Raw genomic sequence first — 25,867 nt, forward strand, 5'->3', positions numbered from 1 at the left:
TCGGTGCTATTCAACAGCCTCCCTCGTGCCCTGTGTTCAGCGCGGCCAGCAGGTGAAGCACCTCGGCGCCCCGGACCTCACCGACGACCAGCCGGTCCGGCCGCATCCGCAGCGCCTGGCGAACCAGGTCGTCCAGACCGACGAGGCCGGCCCCCTCCTGGTTAGCGGGCCGGGACTCCAGGCGCACCACGTGAGGGTGCTCGGGCCGCAACTCCGCCGAGTCCTCGGCCAGCACGATCCGCTCCTTGGGCCCGACCAGGCCGAGCAGCGCGCTCAGCAGCGTCGTCTTGCCGCTGCCCGTGCCCCCGCTGATCAGGAAGGAGAGGCGGGCGTCGAGGAGGGCCCGCAGGACCCGGTCGCCGCCGGGTGGCACCGTCCCCGCGGCGACCAGTTCCGCCAGGGTGAAGGCGCGGGGGCGCACGACCCGCAGCGAGAGGCAGGTGGAGCCGACGGCGACGGGCGGCAACACGGCATGCAACCGGGTTCCGTCCGGGAGGCGAGCGTCCACCCAGGGTCTGGCGTCGTCCAGACGCCGCCCCGCCACGGCCGCGAGGCGCTGTGCGAGGCGCCGCAGCGCCGCCGCGTCCCGGAAGGTGACCCCGGTGAGTTCCAGACCGCCGCCACGGTCCACCCACACCCGGTCGGGCGCGCAGACCAGCACATCGGTCACCGAGGGGTCCGCGAGCAACGGCTCCAAGGGGCCCGCACCGACCAGCTCCGACCGCAACTGTGCGGCGGCGCCGAGCACTTCGGTGTCCCCGAGGACCCGTCCCTGGGCACGCAGCGCCTCGGCGACGCGGGCCGGCGTCGGTTCCGTGCCGCTCTCCGCGAGCCATTGGCGCACCCCGTCCAGCATGCGGGCCCCGACGACCGCGCTCATACGCCCCCTCCCGGGGCATCGGCGGGCACCCGGTCCCAGAAGGCGGCGCAGAACCTCGCCAGCGGGCCGCGCGCGGCGCCGCCGGGCGGTACCCCTGCCGCCTGGGCCGCCGACAGCCCCGATTCCCAGGGCAGCACACCGGCGAGCGGCAGTCCGAGCAGCCCGGCGACCTCCTCGGGATCGAGTACTCCCGTGCCGGGCGGGGCCGCGCCGGCGGGAACCACCACCCGAAGATCGCGCTGCACCATCCCCACTGCCGACGCCACCCGGCGCGCTCCCGCCACCGCGCGCAGCTCGGGCGGCACGACCAGCAGCCCGAGATCCACCTGTGCCAGCGCCTCGGCGACCGTCTCGTCCACCCGGCGGGGCAGGTCCACGACGACCACGCCACCGCGCCTGCGGGCCGCGGAGACGACCGCCCGCACCGCTTCAGGAGCCACCGCGACCGCCTCACCCCGGTCCCAGCTCAGGACTCGCAGCGCGTGCAGCTCGGGAAGGGACTCCTCCAGTGCTTCCCCGCCGACCCTGCCGCGTGAGTCGGCGAAGGCCGGCCAGCGCAGTCCCTCGGCCGTCTCGCCCCCGAGAAGGACGTCAAGGCCGCCGCCCAGAGGGTCGGCGTCGACGAGCATGGTGCGCCGCCCCTCGCGGGCCGCGGTGACCGCGAGGGCGCAGGCCAGCGTGGAGGCCCCCGCACCACCGCGCCCGCCGATCACCCCGACGGTGAGCGCCGACCGCCCCACGCCCTCGGCGACGTCCGCGATCCTGTCCACCAGCCACTGCTCGCCGTCCGGCAGGAGCAGCACATGTTCGGCACCGATCTCCACGGCCCGTCTCCAGACCCCGGGCTCGTCCTGATCCCGCCCGACCAGCACGACTCCGCGCCGATGGGTGGCGCCACGGACCCGGTCCGCCGCGTCATCCCCGACCAGGACGAGCGGGGCCGAGTCCCAGCCCTGCTCGCGCTCGGGCCCGCCGTGGTGCACCTCGGGCCTGGCCCCGGCCGCGGCGCACAGCCTCAGCAGGTCGTCGAGGAGCTCCACGTCCTCCGTGAGGATCAGCGGTCCGCCCCGGCCGCCCTCGGGCGGCGCGGTCCCACCCCATGAAATAGCTGCACCCACGATCTCCGTCCCCCTCTCGCACATCCCTCTGTGAATGCCGCGCTCCGCTCGGGCGAAGAACCGGGCAAAGCAATCCGGCCATGAACTTCGCGAGCGGAACGAGCGGAATCAGCGTGCAGCGATCCGGGAAATCGTGTGGATCTTGGTCAATAACTGTGGACAAGGCGATGCCTGTGCATATTCGCGTCACCCGAACCGGTGACATCGCCCCCGACCCCACGTCGGCTTCACGCCATGTTCCGGCCCCTTCTGGGCCTCTTCTGGGCCCCTTCCGGGCCTCTTCCCGTCGACTTCCCGGCAGCTTCCCGACCCGTTCTCGAAGGCTTCCAGAGAGCAGCGCGACAACTACACACAGTGATGAGTTCTGGGCAGGCCCCAAGAACGCCGAAGAGGCGCAGAGGGGGCCGAGAAGGTCGGAAGATGATCGACGGCGGGCCCAAAAACCCATCCGGACATGCGACGACCCCCGCCGGGGGGGAGAGCGGGGGTCGTCCCCACGGTCCGACTCGGGGGGGGAGGAGCCAGACCGGGTTAGCACGGTCGCGAACGATCCGTGACTTCCATGGTGTACCCGAGAGCCTTCTCAGGCAAACCCACGCGCCTCAGCTTACGCCGAATGGTGGGCGCCTATGCTCGGGCTCGTGGAAAACCACTCCCTGCCCCGCGCGGCCGCCTTCTTTGACCTGGACAAGACGGTCATTGCGAAGTCGAGCACGCTCACGTTCAGCAAGTCGTTCTACCAAGGCGGCCTGATCAACCGCAGGGCGGTCCTGCGCACCGCGTACGCGCAGTTCGTCTTCCTCGCGGGTGGCGCCGACCACGACCAGATGGAGCGGATGCGCGAGTATCTGTCCGCCCTGTGCCGCGGCTGGAACGTGCGACAGGTCAAGGAAATCGTCGCCGAGACCCTGCACGACCTGATCGACCCGATCATCTACGACGAGGCCGCCTCCCTCATCGAGGAGCACCACGCGGCGGGCCGTGACGTCGTCATCGTCTCCACCTCGGGCGCCGAGGTCGTCGAGCCGATCGGTGAACTGCTGGGCGCGGACCGGGTGGTGGCCACCCGCATGGTGGTCGGCGAGGACGGCTGCTTCACGGGTGAGGTGGAGTACTACGCGTACGGCCCCACCAAAGCGGAGGCGATCAAGGAGCTGGCCCGGTCCGAGGGGTACGACCTCGACCGCTGCTACGCCTACAGCGACTCGGCGACCGACCTGCCCATGCTCGGGTCGGTCGGGCACCCCTATGCCGTCAACCCCGATCGCGCACTGCGCCGCGAGGCCCTCGCGCGCGGGTGGCCGATCCTCGACTTCCACCGGCCGGTGCGCCTCAAGCAGCGCCTGCCCGCCCCACCGAGGCCGGCGCTCGTGGCGGCGGCCGCGGTGGGCGCGGCGGCGGCCACCGCGGGGCTCGTCTGGTTCGCCAGCCGTCGCCGTACGACCGTCGGCTGACCGGTTCAGGCGGCGGCGGAACCACCGGTTCGGGCATCGGCGGACCGCGGGAGAACCACGGCGGGACCGCACCGGAAAGCACGCCCGATTCACACCTGTTTGAACCTAAAAGTAAAGAAGTACGGCCAGGACTACCGCTCACCCCAGGACTGGAGTACAAAGGAGTCAACGGCCCGCGAGACCAAGGACATCCGAGAGGATCACCTTAAAACGCATTCACGGCCCCACGGACCGAAGCATGAACACCGGGCACCCACGCGACGTCGACCCGTCGATTACGGGCCAGCCGCACCAGGTGACGGGCGAAGTCCCCGACCTGATGGGCAACCTTCGAGGACGCTTGGTAACCCGGTGGACATGCCAGCGGCGGTACGGATTCCCGTACCGCCGCAACCCTGTTGTCACCACGCCTGTGTTCGGGCCCCCTGGGGCGGCCCGCCCTACGCCGCTCCGCGCTGAAGCGCCTCGCAGACGGCGGTCGACTCCCTGACGCCGAGTTCAACGGCCTTGCCGCAGTGGGCGATCCAGGCCGCCATCCCGTCCGGCGTACCGGACGTGTAGCCGTCCAGCGCCGCCACGTAGGCCGCCCGGCCCAGTTCCGCGTGGCCCGCCTCCGCGGGGCAGATCGACTTCGGGTCGAGGCCACTGCCCACCAGGACGATGCGCTCGGCGGCCCGCGCGACCAGGCCGTTGCACGAGCCGAACGGCCGCAGGCTGAGCAGCTCACCGTGGACCACGGCGGCCATCACGAGGGCCGGCGCCGAGCTGCCCGCGATGATCAGCTGCGACAGCCCCTCCAGGCGACCCGCCACCTCGTCGGCGTCGGGCACGGGAAGCTCGATGAGCGGCTCATCGACGGCCTCGCCCGCCAGCCGGGGCCGCCCCGCCCCCTCCGCCGAGTCAGCGGCGGCGACCAGGTGCAGCCGCGCGAGAACACGCAGTGGCGACTGGCGCCAGATGGACAGGAGCTGGCCCGCCTCGGCGGTGAGCCGCAGGGCCCCACCGACCGTGCGCGCCTGCGCGTCGCCGCTGAAGTCGCTGCGCCGGCGCACTTCCTCAAGGGCCCATTCGGCCCCGGAGAGCGCGGCGGAACCCCGGGCTCCGCGCAAGGCGGCCTCGGAGGTGATCTCGTTGCTGCGGCGCCGCATGATCCGGTGCCCGTAGACCCGGTCCACGGCCTTGCGCACGGAATCCACGGAGTCGGCCACGCCGGGAAGGGCCCCCAGGGCGGCGATCGGATCGGGTGTCGTACTCATGAGTACGACCCTACGTACTCCAGGCGCCCGCTCCACGAAGGAGTGGTCTTCTTCACCCACATCCCGCACCGCCCGTGAGCGACCCACTACGCTTGGTGGTCATGAAAATCGCTTTCGTGGGGAAGGGCGGCAGTGGCAAGACCACACTGTCCTCACTCTTCATCCGCCACCTCGCCGCCAGCGGCGCGCCCGTCATCGCGATGGACGCCGACATCAACCAGCACCTGGGGCCGGCCCTCGGTCTCGATGAGACGGATGCCGCCCGGCTGCCCGCCCTGGGGGAGCACCTGCCCCTGATCAAGGACTATCTGCGCGGCTCCAACCCGCGGATCGCCTCCGCCGACACGATGATCAAGACGACGCCGCCGGGTGAGGGCTCACGGCTGCTGCGGGTGCGCGAGGACAACCCCGTGTACGACGCGTGCGCCCGCCCCGTGGAACTCGATGACGCCACCGTGCGTTTGATGGTCACCGGGCCGTTCACCGAAGCCGACCTCGGTGTCGCCTGCTACCACTCCAAGACCGGAGCGGTGGAGCTGTGCCTGAACCACCTGGTCGACGGCCGCGACGAATACGCGGTCGTGGACATGACCGCGGGCTCGGACTCCTTCGCCTCCGGCATGTTCACCCGCTTCGACATGACGTTCCTGGTGGCCGAGCCGACGAGGAAGGGGGTCTCCGTCTATCGCCAGTACAAGGAGTACGCACGCGACTTCGGCGTCGACCTCAAGGTCGTCGGCAACAAGGTGCAGGGCCAGGACGACATCGACTTCCTGCGCGAGCAGGTCGGCGAGGACCTCCTGGTGACCGTCGGGCACTCGGACTGGGTGCGTGCCATGGAGAAGGGCCGCCCGCCCCGCTTCGAGCACCTGGAAGAGGCCAACCGCCGTTCCCTGCAGACACTTCGGGCCACCGTCGACGCGTCGTACGAGCGCCGGGACTGGGACCGCTACACCCGCCAGATGGTGCACTTCCATCTGAAGAACGCGCGGAGTTGGGGCAACGAGCGGACGGGGGTCGACCTGGCCGCCCAGGTCGACCCCGGCTTCCTCCTGTGCGAGCAGGCCGTCACCCCCGCCTGACCGACCGCGCCTCCGGGAGCTACGGCTTGACGGCCGGAGCTCCCGGGACGCCCTTCGGGGCCGGCGCGGGCGAGGCGGACAGGAACGCGTCCCAGCCCTCCTTCGGCGCCTTGCCGACCCGCAACTTCGTCAGCCGGGCCAGCACCTTGGGGTCCTGCGCGTCGAGCCAGTCGGCGAGCTGCCGGAAGGACACGCAGCGCACCTCCGGCTTGGTGCAGACCCCCTCGATCGTCTCCTCGATGGCACGCATGTACGTGCCGCCGTTCCACGACTCGAAGTGGTTGCCGATGATCAGCGGCGCGCGGTTGCCCTTGTACGCGCGCCGGAAGCCCTGGAGCAACCCGTCACGCATCTGGTCGCCCCAGTACTCGTGCTTGGCGGGGTCGCCGTTCGAGGTGGAGCCGGACTGGTTGACCATGAAGTTGTAGTCCATGGTGAGCGTCTCGAAGCCACGGCCGGGCACCGGGACGAGCTGCATGGACAGGTCCCAGAGCCCTTCCTTCTTCTTGGGCCAGACCTGGTTGTTGACGCCGCTGGTGTCATAGCGGAAGCCCAGCTGCCGCGCCGCCCGCATGAAGTTCTTCTGGCCCTCCAGGCAGGGGGTGCGGGCGCCGATCAGTTCCTTGTCGTAGTCGAAGGGCAGGGGCTGCGCCTTCTTCATGCCGGTGTTGGTCTTCCAGGCCTTGACGAAGGACTTGGCCTGACGGATCTCGCTCTTCCAGTCCGCGACGGACCACTCACCGACCCCGCGGCCCGCGCCGCAGAAGTGGCCGTTGAAGTGGGTGCCGATCTCGTTGCCCTCCAGCCAGGCGCCGCGGAGCTGCTCCACGGTGTTCTTGATGCCCTTGCGGTCGTTGAAGCCGATGTCCGAGCTGCCGGCCAGGTGCTGCGGCGGCTTGTAGAGGCCGCGCTTGCCCTCGGGGAGCATGTACACGCCGCTGAGGAAGTACGTCATCGTGGCGTCGTTGCGCTTGGCCACCTTGCGGAAGTGGGAGAACAGCTTCTGGCCGTCCTCGCCGGCGCCGTCCCAGGAGAAGACCACGAACTGCGGCGGCCTCTGACCCGGCTTCAGGCGGGCCGGTCTCGGCAGGTTCGGCTGCTTGCCCGTGAACGCCGTCGAGCCGTCCCCGATCAGCCGGACGGCACTCTTGGGAGCCGGGGCCCCGGGCGCTTTCTTCGCGCCGGGGGCGCCTTCCTTGGTACCGGCGTCCGCGGCGTTGTCGCCGCCCGCGCAGCCGGCCAGCGCCGCAGCGCAGGCCACGAGGGCGGTGAAGCTCGCGGTGATCCTCCGGGTGGCGATCCTCCGGGTGGCGGTGATCCTCCGGGTGGCGGCCATCTTCCGCCCACCTCTTTCCGTGCAAGTCGGGACATAACGGTCAGCAACTTCGCACAGGTGTCGGAATGGTCCGGTATGACAAGCCGACAAATATTTTTATTCATTCGTCCGGGTGATTGGTTGCCCCATTTGCCCGGAAAGTCTATCGAAAGTCTTTACTCTGCATTACTGTTCGTTTACCGAGAGTTGAGATCTCCCGCCGCTGCACGCCGTGACCCACGGCCGCGACCCGCTTTCCGAAGGCTTTTCGGAGGCCCCCATGTCCCGCGACCGCGCTGCCCCGGAGGAGACGGGAAATATGTCTGCCTGCGTCCCTGCTCGCCCCACCGACTCGGCCCCCACACCCGAAGCCCACAAGCCGCACGCCCCACCGCCCCGCAAGGGGTTCCGCATCGCGGGCGCCGATCTTTCGGCGTCGGTGGCCGTGTTCCTGATCGCCCTGCCGCTCTCCCTCGGCATCGCCCTGGCCACCGGGGCACCGCTCCAGGCGGGCCTCGTCGCGGCGGCAGTCGGCGGCATCGTCGTCGGACGGCTCGGCGGATCACCGCTTCAGGTCAGCGGCCCCGCCGCCGGGCTCACCGTCGTCACCGCCGACCTCATCCACCGGTATGGCTGGCGCACCACCTGCGCCATCACCGTCCTGGCCGGCGTCGCCCAACTGGGCCTGGGCTGCCTGCGCGTGGCCCGCGGTGCGCTCGCCGTCAGCCCCGCCGTGGTGCACGGCATGCTGGCCGGCATCGGCGTGACCATCGCCGTCGCCCAGCTGCACATCGTGCTCGGCGGCACACCGCAGAGCGCCGTGCTCGCCAATCTCCGCGCGCTGCCCGCCCAGTTGGCCGACCTGCATCCGGCCGCCCTGTCGATCAGCCTGCTCACCCTCGCCGTCCTGCTGCTGTGGCCGCGCATCCCCGGCCGGGCCGGGCGCATGGCCCGCGCCGTGCCCGCGGCCCTGGTATCGGTGGCCCTCGCGACGGGCGTGGCGGCGGCGGCACATCTGCGGCTCGACAAGGTCGAACTGCCCTCGTGGCGCAGCCACGCGCTGGCCGGCCTGCCCGAGGGACCGGCGCTCGGACTGGTCGCCGCCGTCCTCACCATCACGCTGGTGTGCAGCGTGCAGTCATTGCTGGGCGCGGTGGCCGTCGACAAGCTCGCCGCCAAGCAGCGCGACCTGCGTGCGGGCGTGCGCCGCTCCGACCTCAACCGCGAGCTGCTCGGCCAGGGCAGCGCCAACATCGTCTCGGGCGCGCTCGGCGGCCTGCCCGTCGCCGGGGTCGCCGTGCGCAGTGTGGCCAATGTGCGCGCGGGGGCCGTCAGTGGGAACTCCACGATGTTGCACGGCGTTTGGGTGGTGGTGGCCGCCCTGCTCCTGGTCCCCGTCCTGGAGCTGATCCCCCTCGCGGCTCTCGCCGCCCTTGTCATGGCCGTCGGCATCCAGATGGTCAGCCTGAACCACATCCGTACGATCACCCGCCACCGCGAGATCGTCGTCTACGCCGTGACGACCGTCGGCGTCGTCTTCCTCAACGTCCTCCAGGGCGTCGCGCTCGGCATCGCCGTGGCCGTGGCGGTGTCACTGCACCGCCTCGCCCGCACCCGGATCACGCACGAGGTGCGGGACGGCGTGCACCATGTGCGCGCACGCGGCCAGTTGACGTTCCTCGCGGTGCCGAGGCTCAGCAGGACGCTGCACCTCGTGCCCCACGGCGAAGACGTCATCGTGGAGCTGGACGGCTCCTTCATGGATCACGCGGCGTACGAATCACTGCAGTGCTGGCAGGACGAGCACACCGCGCACGGCGCCCGCGTCGAGATCACCGGGCGCGCCGGGACCCGTATCGCCGAGCCCGCGAGCGCCTCGCACTCCTGTTGCCGGCCGTGGACGCCGTGGCGCAATCACCACTGCGACCGGCCTCAGGAGGAGCAGGGAACCGGGATGCCCCGGGTCCACCAACTGGCCAGTGGCATCAGCGCCTTCCAGCGGAACACCGCGCCGCATGTGCGGGAGGAGCTGGCCCGGCTCGCCCGCGAGGGTCAGCGGCCCTCGCAGCTGTTCCTGACGTGTGCGGACTCCCGGGTCGTCACGTCGATGATCACCTCCAGTGGTCCCGGTGACCTCTTCGTCGTGCGCAATGTCGGCAATCTGGTGCCCTTGCCCGGCGCCGAGAGTGGCGACGACTCGGTGGCAGCCGCGATCGAGTACGCGGTCGAGGTGCTCAAGGTGCGGTCGATCACCGTGTGCGGGCACTCCGGGTGCGGTGCGATGCAGGCGCTGCTCAACACCCCGCCGGGAGGCGCCCAGACGCCGCTGCGGCGCTGGCTGCGGCACGGTCTGCCGAGCCTTGAGCGGTTGGGCGCGCAGGACAGGGCGTGGGCGCGACTCTCCGGGGGAGCGCCGGCCGACGCGGTCGAGCAGCTCTGTCTCACCAATGTGGTCCAGCAGTTGGAGCACCTGAAGGCGCACGAGGTGGTGGCCCGCCGCCTCGCCGAGGGTGAGCTCGAACTGCACGGCATGTACTTCCATGTCGGTGAGGCGCAGGCCTATCTCCTGACGGAGGGCAGCGGTGCCGAGCACCTTCCCGACGAGGTCTTCGACCAGGTGGCGCCCACCGCGCTGGTCAAGGTGGAAGGGGCGGGGACGCGGGGGTGAGCGCGTGATGCCGTATTCACCAAGGCGCCGACACGCCCCGGCACTACAGTGAAACGGTGACTTCTCCGCCGCCGGAAGACCCGCTGTCACTGGCCCGGCAAGACAGGGCCTCGCCGCCTCAAGACATGCGGTCACCCTTCCCGGGCGAGCGCCCATCCTCCCAAGGCGCGCACCCCTCGCCCCGAGACGTGGACCGGCCGGCCCAGGACGCGGACCGGCCGGTCCAAGACCTGGACCCGCCCGTCCAGGAGGGCGAGCGCGACACGGCCTTGCAGCAGTTGCAGGACGCGTACGCCGAAGGCCACCTCTCGCACGAGGAGATGGACGCCCGCCTCGACCGGGTGCTCACGGCCGACACGCGCAGCCGGCTCGGGTCGGCCCTGGCCTCGCTCCCGGCGCGGAGTGCGGGGACCACGTCCACCATCACCGCCGCCAGTGGTCGGATCCGGCGGCGCGGGGCGTGGCGGGTGCCCCGCACCCTCAAGGTGGAATCCGCCTTCGCCGGTGTGCGCCTCGACCTCTCGCGGGCGGTGATCGAACACGCGGTGACGGACATCGAGCTGCAACTGGGCACCGGCACGGCGAAGATCATCGTCCCGCGCGACGCACTGGTGGACATCGAAGGGCTGTACACCGGGTGGAAGGACTCGCCCTACACCGCCCCGCGACGGGCCCGCCCCGGCGGCCCCCGGATCCGCATCTCCGGAAGCATGGGTTTCGGCCGGTTGAAGATCCGCCACGCGTGGCGCTGACGTCCGCCCGCCGCGGTCCGCGACGCACCGCGGCGGGCGCCCCTGTATTTGGCGACCGTCGAGTGCCAGGATCGGAGGGGGGTTGACCTACTCCCGCAGGGCTTGAAGAATCCGACCGATCACGTTATTGGTCTAAACCACGCGGGGCCGGTGTGTCGTCCGCATGTTGGGAGCTTGCACATGAGCGAACGTCCGTCCATCGCCAACATGTTGAAGGAGGAGCGTCGCTTCGCGCCGCCGGCGGAGCTGGCGTCCGACGCCAACGTCACCGCCGAGGCGTACGAGCAGGCCGAGGCCGACCGGCTCGGCTTCTGGGCCGAGCAGGCCCGCCGGCTGACCTGGGCCACGGAGCCGACCGAGACGCTCGACTGGTCCAACCCGCCATTCGCCAAGTGGTTCGCCGACGGCAAGCTCAACGTCGCGTACAACTGCGTCGACCGGCACGTCGAGGCGGGCCACGGCGAGCGCGTCGCGATCCACTTCGAGGGGGAGCCCGGCGACAGCAGGGCCATCACCTACGCCGAGCTGAAGGACGAGGTCAGCCGGGCGGCGAACGCCCTGGTCGAGCTGGGCGTGCAGAAGGGCGACCGGGTCGCCGTCTACCTGCCGATGATTCCCGAGGCCGTCGTCGCGATGCTGGCGTGTGCCCGTATCGGCGCCACGCACTCCGTGGTCTTCGGCGGCTTCTCCGCGGACGCCATCGCCACCCGCATCGAGGACGCCGACGCCAAGGTCGTCATCACCGCCGACGGCGGCTACCGCCGGGGCAAGCCGTCCGCGCTGAAGCCCGCCGTGGACGAGGCCGTCGGCCGCGTCGAGGGTGTGCGCAGCGTCCTGGTGGTGCGCCGCACCGGGCAGGACGTGGCGTGGACCGAGGGCCGCGACGTGTGGTGGCACGAGATCACGGGGAGGCAGTCCGCCGAACACACCCCCGAGGCCTTCGAGGCCGAGCACCCGCTGTTCATCCTCTACACCTCGGGCACCACGGGTAGGCCGAAGGGCATCCTGCACACCTCCGGCGGCTACCTCACGCAGACGGCGTACACCCACCACGCCGTCTTCGACCTCAAGCCTTCGAGCGACGTCTACTGGTGCACGGCCGACGTCGGCTGGGTCACCGGCCACTCGTACATCACGTACGGCCCGCTGGCGAACGGCGCGACGCAGGTGATGTACGAGGGCACCCCCGACACCCCGCACCAGGGCCGCTTCTGGGAGATCGTCCAGAAGTACGGGGTCACGATCCTCTACACCGCGCCGACGGCGATCCGTACGTTCATGAAGTGGGGCGACGACATCCCCGCGAAGTTCGACCTGAGCAGCCTGCGGGTCCTCGGTTCGGTCGGTGAGCCGATCAACCCCGAGGCGTGGATGTGGTACCGGAAGAACATCGGCGCCGACAAGTGCCCCATCGTGGACACCTGGTGGCAGACCGAGACCGGCGCCATGATGATCTCGCCGCTGCCGGGGGTGACCGAGACCAAGCCGGGCAGCGCCCAGCGCGCGCTGCCGGGCATCTCGGCCACCGTCGTCGACGACGAGGCGAACGAAGTGCCGGACGGCGGCGGTGGCTACCTCGTCCTGACCGAGCCGTGGCCGGCGATGCTGCGCACGATCTGGGGCGACGACCAGCGGTTCCTCGACACGTACTGGTCGCGTTTCCAGGACCGGTACTTCGCCGGGGACGGGGCCAAGAAGGACGAGGACGGCGACATCTGGCTGCTCGGCCGTGTGGACGACGTGATGCTCGTGTCCGGGCACAACATCTCCACCACCGAGGTCGAGTCGGCGCTCGTCTCGCACCCCTCGGTCGCCGAGGCGGCGGTCGTGGGCGCGGCCGACGAGACGACCGGGCAGGCCATCGTCGCGTTCGTCATCCTGCGCGGCACGGCGAACGCCGAGGACGAGGGCCTGGTGGCGGACCTGCGCAACCACGTGGGCGCCACGCTCGGCCCGATCGCCAAGCCCAAGCGGATCCTGCCGGTGGCGGAGCTGCCGAAGACACGGTCGGGCAAGATCATGCGGCGTCTCCTGCGGGACGTCGCGGAGAACCGCGAGCTGGGTGACGTCACGACGCTCACGGACTCCTCCGTGATGGAACTGATCCAGTCACGGCTCCCGGCCACGCCGAGCGAGGACTGACAGCCACCCCTACAGGGGCGCGTACAGAAGTACGTACAGGAGTTCGGGGAGGGCACCCGGCGACACGCCGGGTGCCCTCCCCGTGTGCCGGATGCCCTCCCCGTGTCCGTATGCGGAGCGAAGACCTCCGGATGCGCCCGCGCGTACGTTGGGTACGCTGAAAAGCGCGTCAACGCCGCGACGCCGCGACGAGAAGTACCAAGGTGCGCCGGGAAGTCTGGTCGGCAAGTGCTCAGTCCTGCCCACCAACCGGAGGTCGACTCACGTGACCGCGCCCGCCCCCGAGCCCCGCCGCAAGGTCCTCGGCCGTCTCTCACTGCCCGAGCGGAACTTCGTCGCCGAGGCACTGCGCGCCGAGACGGTCGGCGGGGTCCTGCTGCTCGTCGCCGCCGTCACCGCACTGATCTGGGCGAACACCGCCGGCGGCGCGTACGAGTCCCTACGCGGCTTCCACCTCGGCCCGGCCTCGCTGGGGCTCGACCTGTCCATCCAGCACTGGGCGGCCGACGGGCTGCTCGCCGTCTTCTTCTTCGTGGCTGGCATCGAACTCAAGCGCGAACTGGTCGCAGGCGACCTGCGCGATCCCAAGGCCGCCGCGCTGCCCGTCGTCGCGGCGCTCTGCGGCATGGCCGCGCCCGCGCTCGTCTACGTCCTGTCCAACACCCTCGGCGGCGGCTCGCTGGACGGCTGGGCCGTGCCGACCGCCACCGACATCGCCTTCGCGCTCGCGGTCCTCGCGGTCATCGGCACCTCGCTGCCGTCCGCGCTGCGCGCCTTCCTGCTCACCCTCGCGGTCGTCGACGACCTCTTCGCGATCCTGATCATCGCGGTCTTCTTCACCAGCGACCTGAACTTCGCCGCGCTCGGCGGCGCGGTGCTCGGCCTCGCCGTCTTCTGGCTGCTGCTGAGGAAGCGGGTGCGCGGCTGGTACCTCTACGTCCCGCTGGCGCTCGCCATCTGGGGCCTGATGTACAACAGCGGCATCCACGCCACCATCGCCGGTGTCGCCATGGGCCTGATGCTGCGCTGCCACAGGGAGGACGACAGCGAGCGGCACTCCCCCGGCGAGCACATCGAACACCTCGTGCGCCCGCTCTCGGCGGGCCTGGCCGTGCCGCTGTTCGCCCTGTTCAGCGCGGGTGTCTCCGTCTCGGGCGGCGTGCTCGGCGACGTCTTCACCACGCCGGAGACGCTCGGTGTGGTGCTCGGCCTCGTGGTCGGCAAGGCGGTCGGCATCTTCGGCGGCACCTGGCTCGCGGCCCGCTTCACCAAGGCGGAGCTCAACGACGACCTGGCCTGGCCCGACGTGTTCGCGGTGGCCTCGCTGGCCGGCATCGGCTTCACCGTCTCCCTGCTGATCGGCGAACTCGCCTTCACCGAGGACCCGCTGCTCACCGACGAGGTCAAGGCCGCCGTCCTGATGGGCTCGCTCATCGCGGCCGTGCTCTCCGGAATCCTGCTGAAGATACGGAACGCCAAGTACCGCAGGCTGTGGGAGGAGGAGGAACGCGACGACGACCTCAGCGGCGTACCCGACATCTACGAGATGGACGACCCGGAGTACCACCTCCGGATGGCCGCCATCTACGAGAAGAAAGCGGCCGAGCACCGCAGGCTTGCCGAAGTGTCGGGTGGGGAACGCGAGGATGGCAACGGTCCGGCATGATCTGAGCAGACATGATCTGAGCAGACCCATCTCAGAAGAGATCAGATCCATCAAAAGATCAGCAGAGAAAAAGGGGAGAACGCGATGAGCTCACCCGACGGCCCCGTCGGCGCCGAACGCAGCCTCGGCCAGCTGGTCGCCTCGGCGACCGGTGAGATGTCCGCGCTGGTGCACGACGAGATCGCACTGGCCAAGGCCCAGCTGCGCCAGGACGTCAAGCGCGGCGCGATCGGCGGTGGCGCGTTCGCCGCGGCCGGAGCGGTCCTCATCTTCTCGCTGCCGATGCTGAGCTTCGCGCTCGCGTACGGCATCCACACCTGGAGCGGCTGGAACCTCGCCGTCTGCTTCCTGCTGTCCTTCGCCGCCAACGTCCTGGTGGCCGGACTGCTCGCGCTGGTCGGCGTGGTCTTCGCCAAGAAGGCGAAGAAGGGCAAGGGCCCCCAGAAGGTCGCCGCCTCGGTTAAGCAGACGGCCGCCGTACTGGGGAACGTCAAGCCACACCCCCGTGCGGTGCAGCCCGCGGGCACCGTTGACGTCCGAATCGGTGAGACGGGGGCCACTGTGGCACGCTCGTCCTCATGACGGACCCCGCCCATCAGGACCACGCCCGCACCGGCACCACGCCCCATGGCCCCACGCTCGGTGCCACCGCCCATTCGGCGCAACCGGCCTCGGCCGTACGCGTCGAGGGGCCGTGGACCCACCGGGACGTGGCCGCCAACGGCGCGCGCTTCCACATCGCCGAGATGGGCGATGGGCCGCTGGTCCTGCTCCTGCACGGCTTCCCGCAGTTCTGGTGGACGTGGCGGCACCAGCTGGTGGCGCTCGCCGACGCCGGGTTCCGGGCCGTCGCGATGGACCTGCGGGGCGTGGGCGGCAGCGACCGCACACCGCGCGGCTACGACCCGGCGAACCTCGCGCTCGACATCACCGGTGTCGTGCGCTCGCTCGGCGAGCCCGACGCCGCGCTCGTCGGGCACGACCTGGGCGGATATCTCGCGTGGACGGCGGCCGTGATGCGGCCCAAGCTGGTGCGCCGGCTCGCGGTGTCCTCGATGCCCCATCCGCGGCGCTGGCGCTCGGCGATGCTGTCCGACAGGAAGCAGACCGCCGCGGGCTCCTACGTCTGGGGTTTCCAGCGGCCGTGGCTGCCGGAGCGTCAGCTGGTGGCCGACGGCGGCGCCCTGGTGGGCCGTCTGGTCCGGGACTGGTCGGGGCCCCGGCTGCCGGAGGACGAGGCGGTGGAGATGTACCAGCGGGCCATGTGCATCCCCTCGACGGCACACTGTTCGATCGAGCCGTACCGCTGGCTGGTCCGGTCGCTGGCCCGCCCCGACGGCATCCAGTTCAACCGCCGGATGAAGCGGCCGGTACGGGTGCCGACACTGCATCTGCACGGCTCGCTGGACCCCGTGATGCGCACCAGGAGCGCGGCCGGATCCGGTGAGTACGTCGAAGCCCCCTACCGCTGGCGGCTGTTCGACGGCCTCGGGCACTTCCCGCACGAGGAGGACCCGGTGGCGTTCTCCACGGAGCTGGTGAACTGGCTGAAGGACCCCGAACCGGACCGCTGAGCCGCGCCCGGTCACGAGCCCCGGGGAACACCTGTCCTACGAACGCCAATTGCCCGGCGCATAGGCCAATTGGGGTCGTTGGACACGGTTACCGACCATGAGGCCCGGGCAAACGTCGGGGTATGGGCTGGACGCACGACTACAGTGACGTAGCACGCAATCGCCGCTCGGCCGCAGCGCTGAACAGCCACGAGAGGGGCGGGGCACAGAAGTCGGGCCGACACGGCCCCCCTCAAGGCATGGGCATCCCCCGCATCCTCCGCCGCAGGGCCCGCTGGGTCTCCGCGCGGCTGCGGCACACCCGCCACTGACCCGGCTCCTCCGGCCTCCCGGACGCGCAAGGCGCCCACAAGGCCCCGCGAGAGCCCCGCAAGGCCCCCGCGAGACCCGTCGGCCTGCCCACCGGCCCGCTCCGGAGCGCCTTCGGAGCGGCTAGAGCGCGCAGCCCTGGCTGTCGACCTCCTGGTTGGCGGTGCGGCCCCGCTCGATGTCCTCGCGCACCTCGTCCACCGTCAGGGCGTAACCCGTTTCCGGGTTGTCGAGGGACTTGGCGAAGACCACGCCGTAGACCTCGCCGCCGGGCGTGAGCAGCGGGCCGCCGGAGTTGCCCTGGCGGACGGTCGCGAAGAGCGAGTAGACGTCACGGCGCACGGTGCCGCGGTGGTAGATGTCCGGCCCCTTGGCCGTGATGCGGCCACGCACGCGCGCGGGGCGGACGTCGTAGGGCCCGTCCTCCGGGAAGCCGGCGACGATGGCGCCCTCACCGCTGGTCGCGTCCTTGGACGTGAACTTCAGCGGCGGTGCCTTCAGCGTGGGCACGTCCAGTACGGCGATGTCCCGCTCCCAGTCGTAGAGCACGACCTTCGCGTCGTACGTCTGGTTCTGGCCGCCTATCTGGACGGTCGGGTCGTCCACGCCGCCGACCACGTGCGCGTTGGTCATCACCCGGCGGTCGGCGAAGACGAAGCCGGTGCCTTCCAGGACCTTGCCGCAGCTGCGGGCCTCGCCGCGCACCTTCACGATGGAGCGCTTGGCGGTCGTGGCGACCTTGCTCCTGGCGAGCTTGGGGTCGGGCGGCCGGACCTCCGTGATCGGCTCGTTCGCGAAGGGGCTGAAGACCTGCGGGAAGCCGTTCTGCGCGAGGACCGAGGAGAAGTCGTCGAACCACGTGTCGGCGTGGCCCGGCAGCGCGCGGGAGACACCGAGGAGCACCTTGGAGTTGCGCACTTCCTTGCCGACCGTGGGCAGCGTCGTACCGGCGAGGAGGGAGCCGATCATCCACGCGACGAGGAGCATCGCCACCACGTTCACCAGCGCGCCGCCCGTCGCGTCCAGGGCGCGGGCAGGCTGCCAGGTGATGTATCTGCGCAGCTTGTTGCCCAGGTGGGTGGTGAAGGCCTGGCCGATCGAGGCACAGACGATCACGATGACGACGGCGACCACCGCGGCGGTCGTACTCACCGTGGCCGCGTCGTCCTTCGTCACGGCGTCCCAGATGACCGGCAGCAGATAGACGGCGACGAGACCGCCGCCGAGGAACCCGATCACCGAGAGGATGCCGACCACGAAGCCCTGGCGATAGCCCACCACCGCGAACCACACGGCGGCGAGCAGCAGCAGGACGTCCAGCACGTTCACCGATTCAATCCTCGCCTCGCATCGCGGCCGCCACGTCCCCGCAACCTTGTCATGCGCGCCAATCGAGCGGGACCTGCCTCTCGCGGTCCCAGGGACGCTCCCAGCCCGCGAAGTGCAGCACTCTATCGATGACTCCGGCGGTAAAACCCCAGACCAGAGCGGATTCAACGAGGAAAGCGGGGCCGTGGTGACCGCTCGGGTGGACCGCCGTCGCCCGATTCGCCGGGTCCGTGAGATCGGCCACGGGGACCGTGAAGACCCGGGCCGTCTCGTTCGGATCGACGACGCCGACGGGGGTCGGGGTGCGCCACCAGCCGAGCACGGGCGTCACGACGAAGTCGCTCACCGGGATGAACAGGCGCGGCAGCACGCCGAAGAGCTGGACGCCCCGCGGGTCGAGGCCGGTCTCCTCCTCGGCCTCGCGCAGGGCGGCGCGCAGCGGTCCGTCCGTCTTCGGGTCGCCGTCCCCCGGATCGAGGGCGCCGCCCGGGAAGGACGGCTGCCCCGCGTGGGACCGCAGGGAGCCCGCGCGCTCCATCAGGAGCAGCTCGGGGCCTCGCTCGCCCTCTCCGAAGAGGACGAGGACCGCGGACTGGCGTCCCGTGCCGTTCTCCGGGGGGAGGAAGCGGCTCAGCTGGAGCGGCTGGATCGTCCTCGCGGCGCGGGCGACGGGCGTCAGCCAGGCGGGCAGGCCGTCGGAGCTGAGCAGCGGGTGCGCCCCGGACGGCGGCCGGGCACCGCTGCCCGTCGGGTCGGCCGCGCCCTCCGTGCCGACGCCGGCCCTGTCGTTCGTCCTGCTCGCCGTGTCCGTCGTGTCAGTCGTGTCGCTCACGTGCGTCATCTGCACCCCCGTCCGTCTCTGGCCAACGCTCTTTGCCCCCGCGTTCGTTCCGTCCTGCTTCCGGTTCACCCCGCGGCCAGCGGCGGCGCGGGCTTTCCGGGGTAGTCCGCCGGGGGCTTGAGGCGCTGGCCCGGGAAGCCGCCCATCTCGTACTTCAGGAGCTTCTTCGCCTTCTCCGGGTCCGTCTCGCCTTCTCCGTACGAGGGGCAGAGCGGGGCGATGGGGCAGGCACCGCAGGCGGGCTTGCGGGAGTGGCAGATGCGGCGGCCGTGGAAGATCACGCGGTGGGAGAGCATCGTCCACTCGCTCTTCGGGAAGAGCGTGGCGACGGCCGCCTCGACCTTCACCGGATCGGTCTCCTCCGTCCACTTCCAGCGGCGGACGAGCCGGCCGAAGTGGGTGTCCACGGTGATGCCGGGCACTCCGAAGGCGTTGCCGAGGACGACGAACGCGGTCTTGCGGCCCACACCGGGCAGCGTGACCAGGTCGTCGAGGCGTCCGGGCACCTCGCCTCCGAAGTCGTCCCGCAGGGCCTTGGCCAGGCCCATGATCGACTTCGTCTTGGCACGGAAGAACCCGGTCGGCCTGATCAGCTCCTCGACCTCCTCGGGGACGGCCGCGGCCAGGTCCTCCGGGGTCGGGTACGCGGCGAACAGCCTCGGCGTCGTCTGGTTCACCCGCAGGTCGGTGGTCTGCGCGGAGAGGACCGTGGCGACCAGGAGCTCGAAGGGGTTCTCGAAGTCCAGCTCGGGGTGGGCGTACGAATACACCTCGGCCAGCTCGCGGTTGATCCGCCGGGCCCGGCGGACGAGGGCGGCGCGGGACTCCTGCGGGGGGACGGCCGGCGCCTTGACGGCGGCGGGCGCGGCGTCCCCGGCGGCGCGCCGCCCGGCGCCGGGAGCGGCCTTCTTGGCGGGGTCCTTCTTAGCGGTGGCCTTCTTAGCGGTGGCCTTCTTGGCGGCGGCCTTCTTGGCCGTGACCTTTTTGACCGCGGCCTTCTTCGCGGGGGCCTTCTCGGCGTCGGTCATCTTGGCGCCGGGTGCCGCCTTCTTCGCCGCGGCCTTCTCGGCACCGGGCGCGGTCTGCTCGGCCGCACTCGCCGCCGGCGTTGTCTTCTTCACTGGAGGTGCCTTCTTCGGGGAGGTCGGTTGCCTCGCGGGTGCCGTTCGCTTCTCGGGTGCCGTTCGCTTCTTTTGGTGCCGTTCACTTGTCGGGGGGGCGTCCGCTTCTCGGGGGACGCCTGCCCTACCGCAGCTGCCCGCTCCGGCGGGGTGTACCCACCGAACGCGCCACGCCTGTCCGATTTGCCGGATTATCCGATCCCCCGGACGTCTGTTCGCCCACAGCGGAATCGGGGGGTGCGGCCACCTTCCCGGCCCCCTTGGCCTGTGAGTTCACCGGCTTTTTGGATACCCGGTCAGCCTAGAGGCCGACACCGACATCCGTCGTCGGCCTCGTGGATCGGCCCCCAATTGGCCCCCTCCCGCACAGCACGCCACGTCGGTGCGGCAGACTTGTGACTGATCACACTGTTTGGACCGTCCGGCAAACTGGGGAACACGGTCCCCTGATGCAGGTCGACAAGGAGAGAACTCGTGGACGACGTTCTGCGGCGCGCCCCGCTCTTCGCGGCGCTCGATGACGAGCAGGCCGCGGAGCTCCGCGCCTCCATGAGTGAGGTGACGCTCGCGCGCGGGGATGCGCTTTTCCATGAGGGCGACCCCGGAGACCGCCTGTACGTGGTCACCGAGGGCAAGGTGAAGCTCCACCGCACCTCGCCCGACGGCCGCGAGAACATGCTCGCGGTGCTCGGCCCCGGTGAGCTGATCGGTGAGCTGTCGCTCTTCGACCCGGGTCCGCGGACGGCCACGGCCTCCGCCCTCACCGAGGTGAAGCTGCTCGGCCTCGGCCACGGCGACCTCCAGCCCTGGCTGAACGCCCGGCCCGAGGTGGCCGCCGCGCTGCTGCGCGCCGTCGCCCGGCGCCTGCGCAAGACCAACGACCAGATGTCCGACCTGGTCTTCTCCGACGTGCCGGGCCGCGTGGCCCGCGCGCTCCTCGACCTGTCGCGCCGCTTCGGCGTGCAGTCCGAGGAGGGCATCCACGTCGTGCACGACCTCACGCAGGAGGAGCTGGCCCAGCTGGTCGGCGCCTCCCGCGAGACGGTCAACAAGGCGCTGGCGGACTTCGCGGGCCGCGGCTGGCTGCGCCTGGAGGCCCGCGCGGTCATCCTGCTGGACGTGGAGCGGCTCGCCAAGCGCTCGCGCTGACGCCCGAGTCCGTACGAAGATGGGCCCCGCCTCTCAGGAGGCGGGGCCCATCGGCGTACCCGGCGGCATGGGGACCACGGTCAGATCAGGCCGTGTTCCCGCAGGTAGTCCAGCTGTGCCCGGACCGAGAGCTCCGCGGCCGGCCACAGGGAGCGGTCCACGTCCGCGTAGACGTGCGCCACGACCTCCGCCGCCTCGACGTGACCGTTCTCCACGGCCGTCTCGACCTGGGCCAGACGGTTCGCCCTGTGCGCGAGGTAGAACTCGACGGCTCCCTGGGCGTCGTCGAGGACCGGTCCGTGGCCCGGCAGGACCGTGTGGACGCCGTCGTCGACCGTCAGGGAGCGCAGCCGGCGCAGGGAGTCGAGGTAGTCGCCCAGGCGCCCGTCCGGGTGCGCCACGACCGTCGTGCCGCGGCCCAGGACCGTGTCCCCCGTCAGCACCGCCCGGTCGGCGGGCAGATGGAAGCAGAGCGAGTCCGCGGTGTGTCCGGGCGTGGCGACCACCCGCAGCTCCAGGCCGCCGGTGGTGATGACGTCGCCGGGGCCGAGGCCCTCGTCGCCCAGGCGCAGGGCGGGGTCGAGGGCGCGTACGTGAGTCCGGGTCAGCTCGGCGAAGCGGGCGGCGCCCTCCGCGTGGTCGGGGTGGCCGTGGGTCAGGAGGGTCAGGGCCACGCGCTTGCCCATCTTCCCGGCCGTCTCGACGACACGGCTCAGATGGGCGTCGTCGAGCGGACCCGGGTCGATGACCACCGCGAGGGGCGAGTCCGGCTCCGAGACGATCCAGGTGTTGGTGCCGTCCAGCGTCATGGCGGACGGGTTGGGCGCGAGGACGTTGACCGCGCGGGCGGTGGCGGGGCCGCTCAGGACCGCGCCACGCGGCTGGCCCGGGAGGGCTGCGGCTTCGGTCATACGGGGGTGACTCCCGTCGGGATCGGGGTGGGCGCGGGGCACGGCAGCGGGGCACGTGCGGGACGCGCACGGGGTCGGTCCTGAGTCATTTCGCGGCGTCCGGGGTGATCCGTTTGGTGAACTCGCCGTGGCCCGGCCATGAGAGCACCAGTTCGCCGCCCTCCAGGCGCGCCTCAGCGAGCACCGGGGCCATATCCTGCCCCGCGGCCGCGTCGAGCGCCTCGGAGGGCGCCACGTAGGCGCTCAGCGCCCGCAGCGTCGCGATCGTCGGCGGCATCATCAGCAGCTCGCCCTTGTCGTAGCGGGCGGCCGCCTCCACGGGGCGGATCCAGACGGTGCGGTCCGCCTCCGTGGAGGCGTTCCGCGTGCGCTGCCCCTCGGGGAGCGCCGCCACGAAGAAGAACGTGTCGTAGCGCTTGGGCTCGAACTCCGGAGTGATCCACCGGGCCCAGGCGGCGAGCAGGTCGCTGCGCAGGAAGAGCCCCCTGCGGTCCAGGAAGTCCGCGAAGGACAGGTCGCGGGCGACCAGGGCCGCACGGTCCGCCTCCCAGTCCTCCCCCGTGGTGTCGCCGACGACGGTCTCCGTAGAGGGCCCGGCGAGCAGCACGCCCGCCTCCTCGTACGTCTCGCGGACCGCCGCGCAGACGATCGCCTGGGCGGTGGCCTCGTCGTCGACGCCGAGCCGGGCGGCCCAGGACGCGCGCGTGGGGCCCGCCCAGCGCACCAGGTGGGCGTCGTCGCGCGGGTCGACGCCGCCGCCCGGATACGCGTACGCGCCTCCGGCGAAGGCCATGGAGGCGCGTCTGCGCAGCATGTGTACTTCAGGCGCCCCGCCGGCCGCCGCGCCCCGCCCGTCCCTGAGCAACATGACGGTGGCGGCGCGGCGCGGGGTCGCCGGGATCAGCTCGCCGCTCGCGAGGGCGCGGATGCGGTCGGGCCACTCCGGGGGGTACCACTGCCCATTTGCCATGGGCGGAGGCTATCCCCTGGTGAGCGGATGTTCGAGAGGCAGTGATGGGGTCCGGCGGGACCCCGCCACGGCTCAGGCCTCGGTCAGCTCCACCTGGAACTCGACCTCTACCGGAGCGTCCAACGGGAGCACGGCCACGCCGACGGCACTGCGCGCGTGCACGCCCTTGTCGCCGAGCACCTCGCCGAGCAGTTCGCTCGCGCCGTTGATCACGCCGGGCTGGCCCGTGAAGTCCGGGGCGGACGCCACGAAGCCGACGACCTTCACGACGCGCGCGATGCGGTCGAGGTCACCGGCGACGGACTTCACCGCGGCCAGGCCGTTCAGCGCGCAGGTGCGGGCCAGGTCCTTGGCCTCCTCCGGGGTGACCTCGGCGCCGACCTTGCCGGTCACGGCGAGCTTGCCCTCCACCATGGGGAGCTGCCCCGCGGTGTAGACGTAGACGCCGGACTGGACGGCCGGCTGGTACGAGGCCAGCGGCGGCACGACCTCCGGGAGCGTCAGGCCCAGCTCGGCGAGGCGGGCCTCGACGGCCGAGCCGCTTCGCGCCGCCCCGCTCATGCCTGCTTCTCGCGCTTCAGGTAGGCCACGAGCTGCTCGGGGTTGTTCGGCCCGGGCACGACCTGGACCAGCTCCCAGCCGTCCTCGCCCCAGGTGTCCAGAATCTGCTTCGTGGCGTGGACGAGCAGAGGCACGGTTGCGTATTCCCACTTGGTCATGTGGCCGACTGTAGTCGGTGTCAGGGGATGCTCAGGCTGGGCATGGGGGAAGCCTCGGGGTGGGTATCGGGGAACGCTCAGGGTGGGCTCCTGCGTAGGCGGGGCGGCGACTGGTTAGGCTCAATGGCGTGAGCAGGCTCCAGGTCGTCAGTGGCAAGGGCGGTACCGGCAAGACCACGGTGGCCGCCGCCCTCGCGCTCGCCCTCGCGACGGAGGGTCGACGCACCCTCCTCGTCGAGGTCGAGGGCAGGCAGGGCATCGCGCAGCTCTTCGAGACGGAGGCGCTGCCTTATGAGGAGCGGAAGATCGCCGTCGCTCCCGGGGGCGGGGAGGTGTACGCCCTCGCCATCGACCCCGAGCTGGCACTGCTCGACTACCTCCAGATGTTCTACAAACTGGGGGGCGCGGGGCGGGCCCTGAAGAAGCTCGGCGCCATCGACTTCGCGACCACCATCGCGCCGGGCCTGCGGGACGTCCTGCTGACCGGCAAGGCCTGCGAGGCGGTGCGCAGGAAGGACAAGAGCGGCCGGTTCGCCTACGACTGCGTGGTGATGGACGCCCCGCCGACGGGCCGCATCACCCGCTTCTTGAACGTGAACGACGAGGTGGCGGGCCTCGCGAAGATCGGCCCGATACACAATCAGGCGCAGGCCGTGATGCGGGTCCTCAAGTCGTCCGAGACGGCGGTGCACCTGGTGACCCTCCTCGAGGAGATGCCCGTGCAGGAGACCGCGGACGGCATCGCCGAGCTGCGGGCCGCGGGGCTGCCGGTCGGGCGCGTCATCGTGAACATGGTGCGCTCGGCCCTGCTGGACGACGCCGAGCTGGAGCTGGGCCTGGGGCAGGCCCCGCGCACGGCCATCGCCGAGTCGCTCTCGGCGGCGGGGCTCGGTGGCGCGCGGCGCGGCGGCAACGCCGAGCGGCTGGTGGACCCGCTCCTGGAGCAGGCCGCGGAGTACGCCGAGCGGCACGCCCTGGAGCGCGATCAGCGCTCCGTCCTCGCGGAGTTCGGCCGGCCGCTGCACGAACTCCCGTTGCTGGCGGGCGGGATGGACCTCGCGGGCCTGTACGAGCTCGCCACGGCACTGCGGAAGCAAGGGATCGCATGACCCCGGAACCGGCACGGACCTCGGACCCGGCGCGGGCCGCCGACTCGGCGCGGCCCCTGGACGCCGCCCGCGCGCTGGACGTCGACGCCCTGATCGACGACCCGAAGACCCGCATCGTGGTGTGCTGCGGTTCCGGGGGCGTCGGCAAGACGACCACGGCGGCCGCCATAGGCCTGCGCGCGGCCGAGCGGGGCCGCAAGGTCGTCGTGCTCACCATCGACCCGGCGCGCAGGCTCGCCCAGTCCATGGGCATCGACCGGCTCGACAACGTGCCGCGGCGGGTCAAGGACATCGACGGGGACGGCGACGGCGAGCTGCACGCCATGATGCTCGACATGAAGCGGACCTTCGACGAGATCGTCGAGGCGCACGCGGACAAGGAGCGGGCCGCCGCGATCCTCACCAACCCCTTCTACCAGTCGCTCTCGGCGGGCTTCGCGGGCACGCAGGAGTACATGGCGATGGAGAAGCTGGGCCAGCTGCGCTCGCGGGACGAGTGGGACCTCATCGTCGTCGACACCCCGCCCTCGCGTTCGGCGCTGGACTTCCTGGACGCGCCCAAGCGCCTCGGGTCCTTCTTGGACGGGAAGTTGATCCGGCTGCTCATGGCGCCGGCGAAGGTGGGCGGCCGGGCCGGGATGAAGTTCCTGAACGTCGGCATGTCGATGATGACGGGGGCGCTGGGCAAGCTGCTCGGCGGGCCGCTGCTGCGTGACGTACAGACGTTCGTGGCGGCGATGGACACCATGTTCGGCGGGTTCCGTACGCGGGCGGACGCCACGTACCGGCTGTTGCAGGCGCCCGGCACGGCGTTCCTCGTGGTGGCCTCGCCGGAGCGGGACGCGCTGCGGGAGGCCGCGTACTTCGTGGAGCGCCTCGCCGCCGACGCCATGCCGCTGGCGGGTCTGGTGCTGAACCGCGTGCACGGCAGCGGGGCCGCTCAGCTGTCCGCCGAGCGGGCGCTCGCCGCCGCGGAAAATCTTGAGGAGAGCGGCATTGTGGATCAGGAGGGCGGGAAGGTTGCTGGTCGTAACTCCCCTGTGAACAAGGCGACTTCAGAGCCCTCCGCGGTGCACGCGCCGATGACCGACCAGCCGCTGACCGACCCACCCGGGACCGACCCCTCCGGAACCAACCCGCCCGAGGCCGACCACTCCGCGACCGACCCCGAGTCCGCCGACCCGTCGGTCGAGAAGTTGACTGTTGGACTGTTGCGTCTGCATGCCGAACGCATGCAGCTGCTCGCGCGTGAGCAGCGCACGCGGGACCGCTTCACCGCGCTCCACCCGGAGGTGGCGGTGGCCGAAGTGGCCGCGCTGCCGGGCGATGTGCACGACCTCGCGGGGCTCCGGGCCATCGGTGACCGCCTGGCGAGCTGAGCGATCGGCGAAATGACCGCCTGGCGGGTCCAGCGGTCGATCAGGACCGCTCGACAGGTCCAGCGGTCGATGAGGACCGCTCGGCAGGTCCAGCGGTCGGCGAGCTGACCGCCCGGCGAGTCG

General features: G+C 71.2%; 22 protein-coding genes and 1 pseudogene. 12 read left to right on the forward strand and 11 right to left on the reverse strand.

Features of this window, described 5'->3' with window-relative positions:
* Positions 1-13: 13 nt before the first annotated feature.
* Both ACZ5GP_RS12645 and ssd read right to left on the reverse strand, forming a co-directional pair.
* Positions 14-880, reverse strand: a pseudogene (locus tag ACZ5GP_RS12645) (TadA family conjugal transfer-associated ATPase); the annotation flags it as partial.
* A complete protein-coding gene (ssd, locus tag ACZ5GP_RS12650) occupies positions 877-2,022 on the reverse strand; it encodes a septum site-determining protein Ssd (protein ID WP_468750853.1) in 1,146 nt (381 codons plus the stop codon). The gene ssd and the pseudogene ACZ5GP_RS12645, both read right to left, overlap by 4 nt.
* A 605-nt stretch (positions 2,023-2,627) precedes the next feature.
* Between ssd and ACZ5GP_RS12655 the strand changes: the two genes are divergently transcribed.
* Entirely contained in the window at positions 2,628-3,452 is an 825-nt protein-coding gene (locus ACZ5GP_RS12655; protein ID WP_468750854.1) for an HAD family hydrolase, read from the forward strand.
* A 440-nt stretch (positions 3,453-3,892) separates the two neighbouring features.
* Here the strand turns inward: ACZ5GP_RS12655 and ACZ5GP_RS12660 are convergent, their stop codons facing one another.
* A complete protein-coding gene (locus ACZ5GP_RS12660) occupies positions 3,893-4,708 on the reverse strand; it encodes a Fic family protein (RefSeq protein WP_468750855.1) in 816 nt (271 codons plus the stop codon).
* Between the two features lie 101 nt (positions 4,709-4,809).
* Here ACZ5GP_RS12660 and ACZ5GP_RS12665 point away from each other — a divergent pair, with 101 nt between their 5' ends.
* Positions 4,810-5,790: an ATP-binding protein gene (locus tag ACZ5GP_RS12665; protein WP_468750856.1), complete on the forward strand. Its 981-nt coding sequence runs from the start codon at positions 4,810-4,812 to the stop codon at positions 5,788-5,790.
* Between the two features lie 19 nt (positions 5,791-5,809).
* Here ACZ5GP_RS12665 and ACZ5GP_RS12670 read toward each other — a convergent pair whose 3' ends face one another.
* Positions 5,810-7,126 (reverse strand): polysaccharide deacetylase family protein, encoded by a 1,317-nt coding sequence (locus tag ACZ5GP_RS12670; protein ID WP_468750857.1) that lies wholly within the window; start codon positions 7,124-7,126, stop codon positions 5,810-5,812.
* A 298-nt stretch (positions 7,127-7,424) separates the two neighbouring features.
* Between ACZ5GP_RS12670 and ACZ5GP_RS12675 the strand changes: the two genes are divergently transcribed.
* The 7 genes from ACZ5GP_RS12675 (at position 7,425) to ACZ5GP_RS12705 (ending at position 16,218) form a co-directional block, all read left to right on the forward strand.
* On the forward strand, positions 7,425-9,773 hold the full coding sequence (locus tag ACZ5GP_RS12675) for a bifunctional SulP family inorganic anion transporter/carbonic anhydrase (protein WP_468750858.1): 2,349 nt from the start codon (positions 7,425-7,427) through the stop codon (positions 9,771-9,773).
* Between the two features lie 188 nt (positions 9,774-9,961).
* Entirely contained in the window at positions 9,962-10,525 is a 564-nt protein-coding gene (locus ACZ5GP_RS12680) for a DUF1707 SHOCT-like domain-containing protein (RefSeq protein WP_468750859.1), read from the forward strand.
* Positions 10,526-10,705: 180 nt separating this feature from the next.
* Positions 10,706-12,667 carry an acetate--CoA ligase gene (gene acs, locus ACZ5GP_RS12685; protein ID WP_468750860.1) on the forward strand — a complete coding sequence of 654 codons (1,962 nt, stop codon included), beginning with the start codon at positions 10,706-10,708 and terminating at the stop codon, positions 12,665-12,667.
* A gap of 265 nt (positions 12,668-12,932) precedes the next feature.
* Entirely contained in the window at positions 12,933-14,333 is a 1,401-nt protein-coding gene (gene nhaA / locus ACZ5GP_RS12690; RefSeq protein ID WP_468750861.1) for a Na+/H+ antiporter NhaA, read from the forward strand.
* 84 nt (positions 14,334-14,417) lie between these two features.
* Positions 14,418-14,915 carry a phage holin family protein gene (locus ACZ5GP_RS12695; RefSeq protein WP_468750862.1) on the forward strand — a complete coding sequence of 166 codons (498 nt, stop codon included), beginning with the start codon at positions 14,418-14,420 and terminating at the stop codon, positions 14,913-14,915.
* On the forward strand, positions 14,912-15,907 hold the full coding sequence (locus ACZ5GP_RS12700; RefSeq protein WP_468750863.1) for an alpha/beta fold hydrolase: 996 nt from the start codon (positions 14,912-14,914) through the stop codon (positions 15,905-15,907). The genes ACZ5GP_RS12695 and ACZ5GP_RS12700 overlap by 4 nt, the downstream gene beginning before the upstream one ends.
* 122 nt (positions 15,908-16,029) lie before the next feature.
* Positions 16,030-16,218: a hypothetical protein gene (locus ACZ5GP_RS12705; RefSeq protein ID WP_358581329.1), complete on the forward strand. Its 189-nt coding sequence runs from the start codon at positions 16,030-16,032 to the stop codon at positions 16,216-16,218.
* A gap of 121 nt (positions 16,219-16,339) precedes the next feature.
* On the opposite strand, the gene ACZ5GP_RS12710 is transcribed toward ACZ5GP_RS12705, so the two are convergent.
* From ACZ5GP_RS12710 to nth, 3 genes are all read right to left on the reverse strand, one after another.
* Positions 16,340-17,545 (reverse strand): MarP family serine protease, encoded by a 1,206-nt coding sequence (locus ACZ5GP_RS12710; protein ID WP_468750864.1) that lies wholly within the window; start codon positions 17,543-17,545, stop codon positions 16,340-16,342.
* A gap of 49 nt (positions 17,546-17,594) precedes the next feature.
* Positions 17,595-18,386 (reverse strand): NUDIX hydrolase, encoded by a 792-nt coding sequence (locus ACZ5GP_RS12715; RefSeq protein ID WP_468750865.1) that lies wholly within the window; start codon positions 18,384-18,386, stop codon positions 17,595-17,597.
* A gap of 65 nt (positions 18,387-18,451) precedes the next feature.
* Positions 18,452-19,507, reverse strand: a complete 1,056-nt coding sequence (nth, locus tag ACZ5GP_RS12720) for an endonuclease III (protein WP_468750866.1) — start codon at positions 19,505-19,507, stop codon at positions 18,452-18,454.
* Between the two features lie 474 nt (positions 19,508-19,981).
* Here nth and ACZ5GP_RS12725 point away from each other — a divergent pair, with 474 nt between their 5' ends.
* On the forward strand, positions 19,982-20,656 hold the full coding sequence (locus tag ACZ5GP_RS12725; protein ID WP_016642758.1) for a Crp/Fnr family transcriptional regulator: 675 nt from the start codon (positions 19,982-19,984) through the stop codon (positions 20,654-20,656).
* A gap of 80 nt (positions 20,657-20,736) precedes the next feature.
* On the opposite strand, the gene ACZ5GP_RS12730 is transcribed toward ACZ5GP_RS12725, so the two are convergent.
* The 4 genes from ACZ5GP_RS12730 to ACZ5GP_RS12745 form a co-directional block, all read right to left on the reverse strand.
* On the reverse strand, positions 20,737-21,567 hold the full coding sequence (locus ACZ5GP_RS12730) for an MBL fold metallo-hydrolase (RefSeq protein WP_358581322.1): 831 nt from the start codon (positions 21,565-21,567) through the stop codon (positions 20,737-20,739).
* Between the two features lie 85 nt (positions 21,568-21,652).
* On the reverse strand, positions 21,653-22,537 hold the full coding sequence (locus tag ACZ5GP_RS12735) for an NUDIX hydrolase (RefSeq protein WP_468750867.1): 885 nt from the start codon (positions 22,535-22,537) through the stop codon (positions 21,653-21,655).
* 72 nt (positions 22,538-22,609) lie between these two features.
* Positions 22,610-23,098: a RidA family protein gene (locus tag ACZ5GP_RS12740; RefSeq protein ID WP_358581318.1), complete on the reverse strand. Its 489-nt coding sequence runs from the start codon at positions 23,096-23,098 to the stop codon at positions 22,610-22,612.
* The gene (locus tag ACZ5GP_RS12745) at positions 23,095-23,256 is read right to left on the reverse strand and encodes a DUF4177 domain-containing protein (protein ID WP_003975360.1); all 162 of its coding nucleotides are present in this window, start codon (positions 23,254-23,256) and stop codon (positions 23,095-23,097) included. Before ACZ5GP_RS12745 ends, ACZ5GP_RS12740 begins: the two co-directional genes overlap by 4 nt.
* Positions 23,257-23,384: 128 nt before the next feature.
* Here ACZ5GP_RS12745 and bagA point away from each other — a divergent pair, with 128 nt between their 5' ends.
* Entirely contained in the window at positions 23,385-24,365 is a 981-nt protein-coding gene (bagA, locus tag ACZ5GP_RS12750; RefSeq protein WP_468750868.1) for an ATPase BagA, read from the forward strand.
* On the forward strand, positions 24,362-25,744 hold the full coding sequence (bagB, locus tag ACZ5GP_RS12755) for an ATPase BagB (protein ID WP_468750869.1): 1,383 nt from the start codon (positions 24,362-24,364) through the stop codon (positions 25,742-25,744). Before bagA ends, bagB begins: the two co-directional genes overlap by 4 nt.
* Positions 25,745-25,867: the final 123 nt, after the last annotated feature.

The sequence above is a fragment of the Streptomyces sp. NPDC031466 genome (genome assembly GCF_055581265.1).